Source organism: Bradyrhizobium valentinum, assembly GCF_001440405.1.
Lineage (GTDB): Bacteria > Pseudomonadota > Alphaproteobacteria > Rhizobiales > Xanthobacteraceae > Bradyrhizobium > Bradyrhizobium valentinum.
The window spans coordinates 1-14,277 of sequence record NZ_LLXX01000192.1 but is presented as its reverse complement, the minus strand read 5'-3'; the positions used below and the strand labels follow the sequence as shown (position 1 = coordinate 14,277).

At 64.3% G+C, this 14,277-nt stretch carries 12 protein-coding genes; 6 read left to right on the top strand and 6 right to left on the bottom strand.

Going from position 1 to position 14,277, the window contains the following annotated elements; all coding sequences use genetic code 11:
• From CP49_RS46460 to CP49_RS34575, 5 genes are all read left to right on the top strand, one after another.
• Positions 1–1,238, top strand: a 1,238-nt coding sequence (locus CP49_RS46460; protein ID WP_057854594.1) for a tetratricopeptide repeat protein, incomplete at its 5' end; no start/stop codon positions are given.
• A gap of 117 nt (positions 1,239–1,355) precedes the next feature.
• Positions 1,356–1,586: an AbrB/MazE/SpoVT family DNA-binding domain-containing protein gene (locus CP49_RS34595; protein WP_057854596.1), complete on the top strand. Its 231-nt coding sequence runs from the start codon at positions 1,356–1,358 to the stop codon at positions 1,584–1,586.
• Entirely contained in the window at positions 1,583–1,987 is a 405-nt protein-coding gene (locus CP49_RS34590; protein ID WP_057854593.1) for a PIN domain-containing protein, read from the top strand. The genes CP49_RS34595 and CP49_RS34590 overlap by 4 nt, the downstream gene beginning before the upstream one ends.
• A gap of 656 nt (positions 1,988–2,643) precedes the next feature.
• A complete protein-coding gene (locus CP49_RS34580; RefSeq protein ID WP_057854591.1) occupies positions 2,644–2,871 on the top strand; it encodes a tautomerase family protein in 228 nt (75 codons plus the stop codon).
• A gap of 216 nt (positions 2,872–3,087) precedes the next feature.
• Positions 3,088–3,354 carry a DUF1127 domain-containing protein gene (locus CP49_RS34575; protein ID WP_082646403.1) on the top strand — a complete coding sequence of 89 codons (267 nt, stop codon included), beginning with the start codon at positions 3,088–3,090 and terminating at the stop codon, positions 3,352–3,354.
• Between the two features lie 874 nt (positions 3,355–4,228).
• On the opposite strand, the gene CP49_RS34570 is transcribed toward CP49_RS34575, so the two are convergent.
• Both CP49_RS34570 and CP49_RS34565 read right to left on the bottom strand, forming a co-directional pair.
• A complete protein-coding gene (locus tag CP49_RS34570) occupies positions 4,229–6,682 on the bottom strand; it encodes an adenylate/guanylate cyclase domain-containing protein (protein WP_057854589.1) in 2,454 nt (817 codons plus the stop codon).
• A 252-nt stretch (positions 6,683–6,934) separates the two neighbouring features.
• Positions 6,935–8,989, bottom strand: coding sequence for an AsmA family protein (locus CP49_RS34565; RefSeq protein ID WP_057854588.1), 2,055 nt, complete (start codon positions 8,987–8,989; stop codon positions 6,935–6,937).
• Between the two features lie 220 nt (positions 8,990–9,209).
• Here CP49_RS34565 and CP49_RS34560 point away from each other — a divergent pair, with 220 nt between their 5' ends.
• Positions 9,210–9,884 (top strand): Crp/Fnr family transcriptional regulator, encoded by a 675-nt coding sequence (locus CP49_RS34560; RefSeq protein WP_057854587.1) that lies wholly within the window; start codon positions 9,210–9,212, stop codon positions 9,882–9,884.
• A gap of 14 nt (positions 9,885–9,898) precedes the next feature.
• On the opposite strand, the gene CP49_RS34555 is transcribed toward CP49_RS34560, so the two are convergent.
• From CP49_RS34555 to CP49_RS34540, 4 genes are all read right to left on the bottom strand, one after another.
• On the bottom strand, positions 9,899–10,183 hold the full coding sequence (locus CP49_RS34555) for a type II toxin-antitoxin system RelE/ParE family toxin (protein ID WP_057854586.1): 285 nt from the start codon (positions 10,181–10,183) through the stop codon (positions 9,899–9,901).
• Positions 10,180–10,530 (bottom strand): hypothetical protein, encoded by a 351-nt coding sequence (locus CP49_RS46785; protein ID WP_245311026.1) that lies wholly within the window; start codon positions 10,528–10,530, stop codon positions 10,180–10,182. The genes CP49_RS34555 and CP49_RS46785 overlap by 4 nt, the downstream gene beginning before the upstream one ends.
• 6 nt (positions 10,531–10,536) lie before the next feature.
• The gene (locus tag CP49_RS34545) at positions 10,537–13,683 is read right to left on the bottom strand and encodes an efflux RND transporter permease subunit (RefSeq protein WP_057854585.1); all 3,147 of its coding nucleotides are present in this window, start codon (positions 13,681–13,683) and stop codon (positions 10,537–10,539) included.
• Positions 13,683–14,277 (bottom strand): efflux RND transporter periplasmic adaptor subunit (locus CP49_RS34540; protein ID WP_156438830.1); only part of this gene is annotated, 595 nt, incomplete at its 5' end. The genes CP49_RS34540 and CP49_RS34545, both read right to left, overlap by 1 nt.

Sequence of the window (14,277 nt, the reverse complement as noted above, 5' to 3'; positions counted from 1 at the left end):
CCGAGCCGCGCGCCCCCGCCGGCGAGCCGCTGCATCGGCCGTTCCCGGCGCTTGATCGCACCGCGATCGCCGTGCTCCCGTTCGTCAATCTCAGCGGCGAGCCGGAACAGGAATATTTTTCGGAAGGCATAAGCGAGGACATCATCACCGCGCTGTCGAAGCTGCGCTGGTTCTATGTGATCGCGCGGAATTCCTCGTTCGTCTACCGGGGAAAATCCGTCCACCACCAGCAGATCGGCGAGGAACTCGGCGTCGGCTACGTCGTGGAAGGCAGCGTGCGCAAGGACGGCGACCATGTGCGCATCACGGCCCAGCTCGTTGACGTCGCGACCGGCAGTCACCTCTGGGCGGAGCGCTACGACCGCAATCTCGCCGACGTGTTCGCCGTGCAGGACGAAATCACCCAGGCCGTCGTCGCGGCGATCGAGCCGCAGCTCTACGCGGCCGAGGATTTCCGGGCCCGGCGCAAGACGCCTGACAACATGGATGCGTGGGACCTGGTGATGCGTGCGCTATCGCATTACTGGCGCGTGACGCGGCAGGACAATCTGGTCGCGCAGGCGCTTCTGGAAAAGGCGATCAGTGTCGATCCTTCTTACGGCCAGGCGCTCAGCCTGCTGGCGTCCTGCCATACGTTCAGCGCCCATATGGGCTGGCAGGAAATGTCCAGGGCCGTGCCAACAGCGGAGCGCGCGGCGCTGGCGGCGATCCGGGCCGACAGCGAGGATGCGTGGGCGCATTATGCGCTGGCCAGCGTCTATCTGTTCAACCGGCGCTTTGATGATTGCATCGCCGAATTCGAGCTGGCGCTGCGGCTCAATCCGAATTTTTCGCCGGCGCGCGGCATTTACGGTGTTGCGCTGTCCTATCGCGGGCGCTGGGAGGAGGGCGACCGCGCCGCGCGCGAGGCGCTGAAATTCTCGCCCCGCGATCCCTTTGCCGCGATCTATTGCGGCGTCGCCGCCTATTGCCAGTATGTCGGCCGCAATTACGCGGAGGCGATCCGCCTGTCGCGTGAAGCGCTGCGGCAGCGCACCGACTTTGTCGGCGCCCACCGCGTGCTGACGGCCTCCCTCGGCATGGCCGGCGGCACCGACGCTGCCAAAGCCGCCCTCGAGGGCCTCCGCCGCGCCCAGCCCAACATCAAGCTCGCCTGGCTGGCCAGCGAATTGCCGTTCGAGCACGAAGCCGACAAGGCGCATTACGTGGAGGGGTTTCGGCGCGCGGGGTTGGGGTAGGGAGAGCTGCGCGGGTACCCGCCGGGCTGTAGCCTGGCGAATGAAAACGTCCCGCTGCGCCAGCACTTGAGATGATATCATACAGATGATATCATCTTGGTTTCGTTGGAGGATGCCATGCAGGTTTCGAAATGGGGCGACAGCCTGGCCGTGCGGCTGCCCAAAGCCCTGGTCGAAAAGATGGGTCTGCGGGCCGGCGACGAACTCGAGATCGTCGACGTGGCCGAGCGAACGCTGGTCGTCCACAAGGAGGACCGCCGCAAGGCTGCGCTCGAGCGCCTGGCTTCCCTGAACTGGTCGCTTCCTCCCGATTACAAGTTCGATCGGGACGAGGCGAACGAGCGGTGAAGGCGTTTTTCGACACCAACATTCTCGTCTACACCGCGACTTCGGACGCCAGGAAACAACGGGCGGTGGATTGCCTGAGCCGCGGCGGCGTCGTCAGCGTTCAGGTGCTGAACGAGTTCGTCCACGTCGCCCGCCGCAAGCTTCATCATGACTGGCCGCAGATCGAACTCGCGCTCGGGCTGTTCCGCGCATCGCTCGATGACGTCTTGCCCGTCACGCTGAACACGCATACGGGGGCCGTGTCTCTCGCCCGCGAGCACGGCCTGCCGTTCTACGACGCCCTGATCGTCGCCGCTGCCATCGAGGGTGGTTGCGACACGCTGTTTAGCGAAGACATGCAGCACGGCCGCAGCATCGGCGGCCTCGCCATCGTCAATCCGTTTCTCGAAAACGCACCATAGTTCGCCGTGCTCGGGCACGTTCGGGCGCCAATGGGCAGCGGGCTTCCGAAAAGCTCCGATTTCGCCTAGAAGTTGAAGTTGATCGTGAACGAATCTGCCTTCCATCCGGAGGATAGGCCGTCAGCAAGGTCCGCAACAAAGCGACCCCCGAGCCGCTGAAGAAGCCGCCGTTCGATGCAGAGGCGTGGTTCGTGCGTCTCGATGAACTCGGCGGACGCGATTTCTTGCCGGACGGTATACGCGACGAACCGCCGGCTGAACCGGACCCGCGCGTTTTCGTCGACGAATGATTGGCGCATTGCAAATCGAAACGGGCGTGCATTTTGAGGTGCGCGTTGTGGCCGATACTGCGTGAGCAATCAACAAGAGCAGGCGGCCGATGCGAAGTTCATCGACGTGAAGGTGATCTCGATGGCCTCCGCCGCGCCCAGCCCAACATCTCGCTTGCCTCGCTGCCAACAGACTGCCGTTCGAGTACGAGGCGGACAAGGCGCATTATCTGGAAGGGTTTCTTCGCGCCGGTCTGCAATAGCGTCGCGTCGATATCTCAAGCGGGTCTGGACGGCAAATCAGAGCTATCTGAAAGTCTTGGCCGGTCGTAGCGGGCATGTTGATGCTGCCCTCGCTTCCGCGAGGAAGGCATCAAGGAGAACTACATGCCATTGATAGAGGTTCACGTCATCGAGAACGTGTTCAATTCCGAGCAGAAGAGCCAGATGATCAGGAAGCTCACGGACGCCATGGTGTCGATCGAGGGCGAGAACATGCGCGGCGTTACCTGGGTCAAGATTTCCGAAGTCGCCAGCGGCGATTGGGGCGTCGGCGGTCAGCCGCTGACCACCGAAGCCGTCAAGGATCTCGCAGCCGGACGAAAGGTGGCCTGACGAGCTCCCGGCCCTGCATCGCCGGCGGGCTAGCCTTGGCGGCGGTGTGGCTCATCGTTTCCTCATTTAGATCCTCGATCCAGCCGTGCCGGGTGCGCGTCGCGCCTTCAGGCGTACGCGCCGAAGACTGCTGACACCATGCTGGCAGCAGGCCTTCGATAGAAAGGATGCGCGGCAAGTTGACCGAGTTCCGGCTTCTCTTTGAAGAGCATTGCCATGACCATGCTGACCACCATTCCGACCTCCGCCACCAGGCCATTTGCTTTGCGAATGGCGGTTTGGCCGGCGCGCCTGCGCCGTCTCATCAACCGCTTCCTCGCGGCGGTGATCGCGCGCCACGAGCGTCACGCCGCGCGTGAGGCCCTGCGCAAGCTCGACGACCGCCAGCTTGAGGATCTCGGCATGTACCGCACGCAGATCGACAGCAATCTCGAAGAGCTGGCGCAGACCCGCGCGCGAATGCAGCAGCCCGGTTGGCACTGACAGGCGGATGCATCGTCGTCGCTTGTTGTCAGTCGGGCGCAACGGTTGCAGCAACGCGGTGCGTGCGCGGTCGAGCAAATTTCTCTAACGGTTTCAACGTGATTTGCCCGGTCCAGTCCTGCGCGCAAAAATATTCCGCTTCTCGATTGACCCAAATCACCCGTACAACTCCGCGCATCCCGTCCCACCAAGAGGGGCGTATCGCGATCGTCACGGACGTTGGATGCGGGATGCGATGGACGCGGCAGCGTCGGGCGCGCGAGGGGTCGCAGGGCGGATTTCCGTGAGCGATTAGCCGGCGCGCAGACGACCGGCGCTTAAACGCCTTCGCCAGAATTTTGGTCGGCAGCACATGAGCCGGTCGAAGGGTTTTGGCAGAGGAAGCCGTGGACGGCAAAGGCGTGTGGTTCTGGCACCCGTGGCTGGTGTCAAGCTGATGGAGATTTGTCGGGCCCAACCGGGCTTCGAGAAATCGTCAATTCGTCAGCGACGGTGGCAAGAGGAATTCGTCGCCGGGAAGAGCGCGCCATAAGCCGTAAAACCATTGCGCAGGGAAGGCCGGGTGTTCCGGCGCACCTTGCGGTCACCCGTGTGCATTTTTGCGCACGATCGCGGGTGCTGAGGGCACCCGGCTTTCCCTGCGCCCTCTGATTTTTTCGGTGGGCGGATGAAGATGCAAATCCTCGGGCGCATGGCGCCGCGGGAGGATTGCTGCTGTTTGAAATGTGAGGCGAACGCGCGGCACACACAGTGTCGTCCCTGCGAACGCAGGGACCCATAACCACCGGCGGGTATTTTGCGAAAGGCGTCTGCCGTTCTGCTCTATTGAGAGATCACGCGGTATGGGTCCCTGCGTTCGCAGGGACGACGGGGACTACGAACTCTTCTTCCGCCTTGCCGCGGCCGTCGCGGCATCCACCACATTGTCCACTTCCTCGCGCCAGCTCATGATCTCCGCCGCCAAAATCGGATGATTGAATCCCTTCAGATTCAAATCGTCGATCGGCCGCCCTTCCACCCATGGCTCGACCATGCCGTAGACGCGCCTGGACACTACGATCTGGTTGGCCTTGGCTTCGTCGCACAGCCGCGAGGCGAGGTTGGTCACGCTGCCGATCGCGGCGTATTCCAGTCGCTGCTCAAAACCGATCTGGCCGAGCGTGGCGTAGCCCAGCGCAATGCCGATGCCGAAGCCGAGATTGTGGCCGCGGTTGCGCCATTTCTCGGTAAGTTGGCCGATGGTGTCGCGCATCTCGACAGCCATGCGAACGGCGCGCGCGGTGTGGTCGTCGAACTGGATCGGCGCATTGAACAGGATCATCACGCCGTCGCCGGCATAGCGGTCGAGCGTGCCTTCATATTTGAAGATCAGTTCGCCGAGCGCTGCGTGATATTCGCGCAGCACGTTCATCGCCTCTTCCGGCTCGGTGGTCTCGGTGAAACTCGTAAAGCCGCGCAGGTCGCAGAACACCACCGTCACCTCGCGGCGGTGGCTGTCGAGCAGGCCCTCATGGCCGTCGGAGGAGGCGATCAGCTGCGCCACCTGCGGCGCCAGGAAACGCTCCAGCCGCCGGATGCGCTCGATCTCGCCGAGCTGCGTTTCGACGCGCTCCTCCAGCGAGCGGTTCCAGTCCCTGAGCTGGTCGGTCTGCTCCTGCAGCTTGTCGGCCTGCTCGCGCACGATGTCGTTGGCGGCCAGCAGCTCGCGGCTCTTGTGGTCCACCTCGGTGAACAGCCGCGCATTGCGCATCGCCAGCACCGCCTGATGCGCAAAGGTCTTCATCAGCCCGATCAGATTGGCGGAAAATTCACCGGCGTTCTGCCGCAGCACCACCAGCGATCCCAGAATGCCGGTCTGGTCGACCAGCGGCACCACCAGCACGGAATTGTAGCCGGCTTCGATCGCGACGTCGCGCAGGGGATGTTCGCGCATCGCGCCGAGCTGGGGAATGGCGATCGGCTCGCCGCTCGTCGCGGCTTCGCCGAGCGGCGAATTGTCGGCGTCGATGGCGCGGTGGCTGCCTTCGGCCGCCTTGTCGATGCCAATGGATTCAGCGAGGCTGAACTGGTGATTGCCGGCGTCATAGCTGTAGATCAGCACGGCGTCGGCGTGGGTGATTTCCAGCGCACGCGCGGCGACGGTCGGCAGCACGGCGTTGAGGTCGAGCGAGGAGGCGACCGCGCGGCCGACTTCCTCGAGCACCTTGAGCTCGTTGATCGATTGCGCCAGGTCCCGCGTCCGCTCCTTCACCTTGGCTTCGAGGTTCGAATAAGTCTCGGCGAGCTGCCCGGCCATGCCGTTGAACTGGTTGGCCAGCTCCTCCAGCTCGTCCGACGTCTTGACCTCGATGCGGTGGCCGAAATCGCCGGCCCCGAGACGCCGCGCGCCGGCCTGCAGCGCCGTGATCGGCACCAGCATGCGCCGCGCCATCATGGTGCCGGCGATGATCGCGACCACGAGGCCGAGCGCGATCAGCATCGCGATCCGCACAAGCTGATCGCGGATCGGCGTCAGCGCCTGCGCCGTCGGCTGCTCGAAGAACACATGCCAGCCGAGCTTTGCGACCGGCCTCGACGTCGTCAGCACCGCGTCGCCCCTGCTGTCGGTCCCCGACGCCGGCGCCCTGCCGCCCGAGGCGATGACGGCAGCGACCTGCGGCAGCGCCGCGAGATTCTTGCCGACCTCGGGGCCCCTTGCCGAACTCGCCAGCACCTCGCCCTTGGGATCGATGACATAGGCGGATGCCACCCTGCCGACCTGGTCATCGCCAAGCAGGTCGTCGAGGAAGTCGAGGTCGATCTCGGCGACGGTGATGCTGCCGTCGGCATGCGACAGCGCGATCGACATGAACGGCCGCTGGTCGCGCAAATAAGCCGGCGCGAAACTGGTGCCGCGCGAGACGGTTTCGGTGAAGCGGACATCGCGCGAGAAATCGGCGTTGCTACCGAGCGTCACGGTCTGCCGCGTCAGGCGGAGCTGTTCGCGGCCATTGCTGCTGAGCAGCGAGAGCTGGCTGACCTGCGGAACCTGACGCAGCAACTGGGTGTAGTCGGCGCGGCGCAGATCCAGCGTGTTGGAGGAGGCCCGCGTCACCCAGGAGATCTGGCGTTCGAGGTCAGCCACCGATTGCTCGATGCGCTTGGCGGTCGCCTGCGCCTTCTCCGACATGCCGTCGCTGAGCGAGCTCTTGATGCCGCGGTAGGTGATCCAGATTTCCATCGCGCCGTTGACGGCCAGCACGAACACGACGAGGCCGACGAGCGCGACGACGTATTTGGCGAACAGGCCCTCGCGCAGGAACCAGACTCTGTCCTTGACCTCATTCATCCGGACCCTCGTGCCGGCCCACGCGGGGGCGCGCGCATCGGTTTGTCACAGGCCGGCCTGTCTCGGCAGCCCCGGCATGAGGGGCTGTTTAGCACGAATTGGGGGGCGGGGCTGTGAGCCCGCCGACATGGTTAGTAGGTTCGATTGCCCAATCTAGGGTCAAAAAAGCCGCGGCGCGCTGCGTTCCCTCTCCCCTTGCGGGAGAGGGCTAGGGAGAGGGGTGGCCGCAAAGATGGTGCGCGTCGAGAGAGCTCACCGATTGAAAAGCTGCCGCAAGACCTCGTTCATCGGCGGGCTGTCCGGCTGCGCGGTCGTATCGCTCGGTGGCGGGGGAGCCGCCGGCTCAGCCGGCGCGGCCTGGGCAGGAGCCTGCTCGGGCGAATTCGGACTGGGGATGCTGCGTTGGCCGCCCGGACGCGCGCCGCCCTGACCCAGCCCGCTCAAGCCCTGCTGCAGCAGATTGCCGATGCTTTCGCCGAGCTGGCCACCAAGCGGGTTGGCCGGTTGTCCGCCAGCCCCCTGTCCGCCGGCGCCGCCTTGTTGTCCGCCGGCGGCTCCCGGCTGTCCGCCGAGCAGGTTGCCGATCGCAGCGCCAAGCCCGGCGCCGTTCTGGCCGAACAGGCCCTTGCCCATCTCCTTCAGCCTGGCATAGGCCGCATCGGGATTGTCGAGGATGCCCTGCATCTCCGGATAGATCCGTGGGCTTCCCCACGGGCCCTCGATCATCACGGGAATGCCGAGTCCGACAGGATCGGCGGCGCGGCCTTGGCCTTCGGTGGTCATCACGAGCTTCGGCTCGACGCGGAAGCCGATCTGCTTGGTGCCGAGATCGATGGTGCCGACGCCGGTCATCTTCACCAGCGGGCCGACCAGATTAAGGTCGGTGGTTTGCGCCTGGCCCTTGTCGATCTTGAACGACGCCGACAATTGCGAAAGGTCCGTCGCCTTCTCCTCGCTCTCCTGCCAGCCCGACAGCGTGCTCGCCGTCAGCGAGCGGATCATCTGCGCGACGTTGAGCCCCTTGATCGCACCGTCCTGGAATACGACGAAGGCCGTGCCGGCCATGTTCGACATGATCGCGCGCTGGCTGGTGCCGGCGGAGCGCACGCTGATCCTCGCCTGCATCTTGCCGTCGATCCTGTCGAAATCGGCCAGGCCGTCCAGCAGCGGAAGCGCGCGCACGCCGGTGAGATCGGCCCGCATCGTGTAGGCGGGATTGGCGGTGGAGACATCGAGGGTCAGATCGCCATTGGCGTTGCCGTCATAGGCGCCAAGGTTGGAAACCTGCGCCTTCAAGACGCCGCTTGTGAGCGTGGCGTCGATCGCGGCGGGGGTGAAACGCGCGTCGCCGACGTTGAGTTCGGCCGCAGAAATGCGCGCCTGCAGGTCGACGTAATTGAGGCCGTTGACGTCGATCGTAGCACTGCTCCAGGGCTGCGCCGAGCCGCCGCCGGTGCTGCGCGTCATCGCGACCGTAAGCTTCTGGAAGTCGAGGTCGAGCTTCACCAGCGGCTTGCTCGACAGATCGACCGAGGCCCAGCCGTTGAACGCGCCGTCGCCGAGCGCGCCGGTAACGCCGTTGATCATCACGACCGAGCCGTTGAGCCGGGCTTCGGCCTTGGCCGTGAGCTGGGCGTGCAGCAGGCCGGGCGCGTCGATCTTGATCTCGGCCGGGATATTCTGCCGCTCGATCGGCGGTGCGGGCGGCGACGCCTTGACCTCGAATTTCAGCGGATGGCCGCCGCTGCGTGCGCTGCCTGTCAGCCTGACCTTGCGGTCGGCATCGATGGTAATGTCGGCGTTGACGCTCTCGATCCTGTTCTCGACGCGGTCACGCAGATTGGAGAACACGACGGTGCCGCCGGTGACGCTGACATGCTCGATCGAAAAGGCGTCCGCCGTCTTGCCGGCAGCGGGCTTCGAGGGCGAACTGGCCTCCCTCACGCGCTCGCGTTGCAGCGGCAGATTGACCACCGGGCGGATGATGACGAGCTCGGTGATCTGCGGCTTGCCCGCCCAGAGGCTCGCGAGCGTCACGTCCGCCTCGATGCTTGAGGCCGTGAAGCGGTGGTTGATGTCGCGGTCCTTCGGATTCTGCAACGTGACGTCGCTCAGCGTGACGTTGAGCGACGGCCACAGGCCGATCTTGGTGCCGCCGTTGATCGCAAGCTTGTAGCCGGTCTCGCGCTCGACCCGCTCCTGGATCTGCGCCGTCACAAAGCTCGAGGGGATGCCGATCACCAGCAGCAGCGCGATGACGGCGATCACGGCGGCAATGGCGGCGCCGGCAATTTTCAGTGCTCTCATATCGACATTCCAGACCGCGCAAGCGGCTCTTATTTCGGTGGCGCGATACGCGGGCGCAACCGGTCAGGCGAGCTTATCCCGGAAACGGGATGGGCCCAAAGAAGCCAAAAATATTCCGGGGGTACTGCAAAGTTATGTGACTTATGACACACTCGTGGGCGCAGGAATCTTGCTAACGGCCTTGATAGGGCGGGTCCAGGCTGATTTGGAAGGTAATACTATGAGTAAACAGGCCGAATTTGCGGTCATTTTGAAAATGAACCCGATGTTCGCCGATCTGGGCGCTGACGAATTGCAGCGCATCTCCGGTCTTTGCCACACCCAGCAGCTCGGCCTCGGTGAAATGCTGTTCCAGAAGGGCGACGCTGGCGACGCCCTTTACGGGGTCCGGCGCGGCCAGATCCGAATCGAGACCGGTGCCTCCGACGGCAGCCGCCTGACGCTGAATTTCATGGGGCCCGGCGACCTGTTCGGCGAGGTCGCCGTCCTCGACGGCGAGAGCCGCACCGCGGACGCTACCGCCGGTGAACCGTCGGAACTGTTCGTGCTGCGGCGCGAGGATTTCCTGGCGTTCCTGGAACGCGAGCCGAAGGTCGCGATCAAGATCATCAAGCTGCTGTGCCAGCGCATCCGCTGGCAGAGCGAGCGGATGGAGGAATCCGTGCTGCAGCCGCTGCCGGTTCGACTCGCGCGGCGGCTCTGTGCGCTGGCTTCCGATTTCGGTTCCGAAGTGCACATCTCGCAGGAACAACTCGGTGTCTTCGTAGGTGCCGCCCGCGAAAGCGTCAACCGTCAACTGCAGCTCTGGCGCAAGGACGGCATTCTGGACCTGCAGCGCGGACGCATCCTGCTGCAGAACATGACCAAGCTGACGGCGGTGGCGCGGAACGAGTAGTAGCTGCGGGCGCGCTATACGCGCGCTTCGCGACCGTGCCAGATTCTCGTGATGAGGATGTCGCCTGCTTCGGCAAGAATGACGTAGCGGATAATATAACCAGACGCCCCGAAGCGGACGATAATCTGGCGAATCTCGGGATCCTCCGTCGACATTCCGAGTGTCGGAAAGTCCTGCAATCTCTCGATCGCGGCCGAGATCAACTCCAGCGCTCGTCGTGCAGCGCCCGGATTCACATCATTGAGAAATGTTCTGAGCCGCTCGACGTCCTCTACGGCGTCGTGCGAAAGGAGAATCATCTGATCTTGCGGGGTTGCGGGCGTGGCAGTTCGTCTGAGGAACCCCAGCTTGCGACCCACGCTTTGACGTCGTCAAGCGGTACGGCGGCGCGGGTCCGTCGAAATTCTTCGTAGCGACTACGATCCTCGCTAATGTCTGGACCGGCAAGATCGACAACGGAATCGAGCAACGCGACTGCTTCCGCCAACACGGCAGCAACATCCTGCCCGCGCTCCTTCGCCATTTCACGAAGTCTCGCGTCGGTTTCAGCGTCGATTTCAAGCGTTCGGTTGACCAAGTTCATGGTGTGAAATCTATCATCTATCGGTTGCCTGTCGAGGCCTCTCAACCAAGCGACCTCATACAAGTTCCCTCACTCCGCCGCAGGCGACATCGCCGGCGGGCCCTTGGCGGGTGGCTCCTTGTGATCCGATCCGTGACCTGCGGACTCCGTCTCCGCGCTGGAGACGATCAGCTTCTTGCCCAGCCGCCAGCACAGCGCGCCGAGATCGTCCATCACCATGAACATCGCCGGCACGAACACCAGCGACAGGATGGTGGAGAATATCAGGCCGCCGATCACAGCGAGTGCCATTGGCGAGCGGAATTCGCCGCCGGCGCCGAACGCGAGCGCTGACGGCATCATGCCCGCGGCCATCGCGATCGTCGTCATCACAATCGGGCGGGCGCGCTTCATGCCGGCGTCGATAATCGCCTCGTCGCGCTTCTTGCCCTCGCGGATCGCCGTAGTCGCGAATTCGACCAGCATGATGGCGTTCTTGGTGACGATGCCCATCAGCATCAGGATGCCGATCCAGACCGGCGTAGTGAGCTGCTTGCCGGTCAGCAGCAGGGCTGCGATCGCGCCGCCGATCGAGAGTGGCAGCGAGAACAGGATGGTGATCGGCTGCAGGAAGGTGCCGAACAGCAGCACCAGCACCGCGTACACCATCATCAGGCCCGCGGTGATCGCGGTGGCAAAACCTTCCGACAATTCGTTGAGGCTCTCGGCGTCGCCCGACGGGCTGACCTTCACGCCCTTGGGCAGGCTCTTCATGACCGGAAGCTCGTAGATCATCTTGGTCGCGTCGCCGAGGGCTGCGGTGCCCACGAGGTCGGCGGCGACGGTCGCCTGTCGCTCGCGGTCATAGCGGTTGATGCTGGTCGGACCCTGGTCGAGCTGGATGTCGGCGACAACCGACAGCGGCACGCCGCCGCGTTCGCCGCGCTGGCCGAGCGGCACCCGCAATTGCTGCAGCATCTGCAGGTCGCCGCGCGCATTGTCCTCGAGCTGGACCCGGATCGGAACCTGGCGGTCGCCGGCGTCGAATTTTGCCAATGCCGGGCCGACGTCGCCAATAGTGGCCACGCGGATCGTTTGCGAAAGGCTTTCGGTGGAGACGCCGAGCCGCGCCGCCAGTTCGGCCCGCGGCCGGATACGAAGCTCGGGCCGGTCGAGCGAGGTTTCCGAAATCACGTTGGCGATGATCGGAATCCGCTTCATCTGCGTCGCGAGCTCGCTGGCGACGTTGTTGACGATGTTGCTGTCGACACCGGTTACGACCAGCGAGATCGCGCGCAGGCCGTTTTCGTCGAGGAACCAGAAGCGGATATCGGGAACGTTTTCCAGTTCCTGGCCGATCTCGAGTTCGAGTTGCCGCTGGGTGATCTTGCGATCGGCCTTCGGCGTGTAATTGATGATCAGCGCGGCGCGGCGAACTTCCTGCGTTCCCGGCGGCACGCGGCCGCCGTCGACGAAGATGCTCTTCACCTCGGGGCGCTTACGCAGCCGCGCGACGATTTCTTCCGTCACCTTCTCGGTGTAGGCGAGCTGCGAGCCCGGCGGCAATTCCATCGCCAGCAGCGAGCGCGCGGTGTCCTGCGCCGGCAGGAAGCCTTGCGGCAGCAGCGTGATGCTCCAGATCGAGGCGGCGAAGACGCCGAAGCCGATCAGGACGGTGATGAAGTAGTGCTTCACCGACCAGGTCACGAGCCGGGTGTAAACCTGCAGGATACGTCCGGGCGGCGGGTCCTCGTGCGGGTGATCCTTCAGGAAGTATGCCGCCAGCACCGGCGTGACGAAGCGCGCGGCAAGCAGCGAGAAGAACACCTGCACCGATACCGTGATGCCGAACTGCTTGAAGAACTGCCCGGCAATGCCGGACATGAAGCTGGCAGGAGCAAAGATCGCGATGATCGTCAGCGAGATCGCGATCACGGCAAGGCCGATTTCGTCGGCGGCTTCGAGTGCCGCGCGATAGGGCGACTTGCCCATGCGCATATGGCGCACGATGTTCTCGATCTCGACGATGGCGTCGTCGACCAGAATGCCCGTCGACAGCGTGATGGCGAGGAAGGAGACCAGGTTCAGCGAGAAGCCGAGCAGGTCCATTGCCCAGAACGCCGGGAAGATCGACAGCGGCAGCGAGATCGCGGCGATAATGGTGGCTCTGATATCGCGCAGGAACAGCAGCACGACGATCACCGCAAGGATTGCGCCCTCGAACAAGGTCGAGATCGCCGCATCGTAATTGCCCTTGGTGAAGTCGACCGAGGTATCGATCAGTTTCAGATCGACATCGGGATAGGCGACCTTCAGCGCATCGATTCGCTTCTGCACGGCGGCGGCAACCACGACGTCGCTGGCGCCCTTGGAGCGCTTGATGCCGAGCGCCACCACCGGCTCGCCGTTGAAGCGGGCGAAGGTCCGGCGATCGGCAATGGTGTCGGTGACGGTGCCGAGATCGTCGAGCCGCACCTCACCGCCGCCGAACAGCGGAATCATGGTGCCGGCGAGCTCGTTCAGCGTCTTGGCGCCGGCCAGCGTGCGAATGGCCTGATCGTTCTTGCCGATTTCGGCGCGACCGCCGGCAAGGTCGACATTGGTGCCGCGCAGAATCTGGCTGACATTGACGGCGGTAAGCCCGGCGGCCTGCAGCCGGTCGGGGTCGAGCGAGACAAGTATCTCGCGCTCGACGCCGCCGATACGCTCGACTTGCGCCACGCCGCGCACGCCCTGCAGCGCGCGCTTGACGACATCGTCGACGAAATAGGAAAGCTGCTCCGGCGTCTTGCCGGGCGAGATCGCGGCATAGGTGACGATCGGCAAGCCGATCACGTCGACGCGCTGGATCAGCGGCTCGTTGACGTTCTGCGGAAGGTTGGCGCGTACGCGGGTGACGGCGTCCTTGACGTCATTGAGCGCGCGGTCGGTGTTGGTCTCCAGCGCGAACTGGATCGTGGTCACCGACAGGCCGTCGGTGATCGACGACGAAATGTGCCGCACGCCCTCGACGCCCGATACGCCGTCCTCGATGGTCTTGGTGACCTGCGATTCCAACTCGGCCGGAGCTGCGCCGAATTGCGCCACCGCGACCGAGATCACCGGAATGTCGGCGCTTGGCAGCCGCGTCACCGCGAGCTTGGTGAAACTCACCCAGCCCAGCACCAGCAGGATGATCGAAAAGACAATCGAAGGCAGCGGGTTCCGGATCGACCATGCCGAGATATTCAAAGCCATTAGCGTGCCCGCGTCCGCTCGAGTTCATCGGCGAACATGGTCTTGACCTGGTCGCCGTCATGCAAAGAGGTGCCAGCATCGGCCACGACGGTTTCGCCGACATCGAGGCCTTCAAGAATTTCGGTAGAGGTGTCGGAGGTCAGGCCGACGCGCACCCTTCGCGTCTCGATCGTGTTGCCCTTCACGACCTGCAGGGTCAGGCGGTCGATGGCGGTGCGCGGCACCGCGACGCCGCAGGAGCGCTTGGCGTCGATATTGGCGCGGGCAAACATGCCGACCTTGAGTGATGGATTGTTGTTCAGCGAAATTCGGACCTTGCCGAGCTGGGTGGTGCGGTCGATCTGCGGCGAGATCTGCCGGACCTTGCCGACAACGTCGGGCGCATCGTCACGGCTGATGCGCACCGTCGCGCCGGGATTGAGCTTGAGCAGGTGAACGCTCGGCACTTCGGCTTCGAGCTCGATTTCATTGTTCACGGAAATGCGGAACATCGGGCCTGCCTGCGGCGAGGCCGGCGCGCCGACGGCGGTCCTGGCTTCGGTGACGAGGCCGGCGGCCGGCGCGCGTAGCGAGATCGGCGCCTGTCGGCCGCCC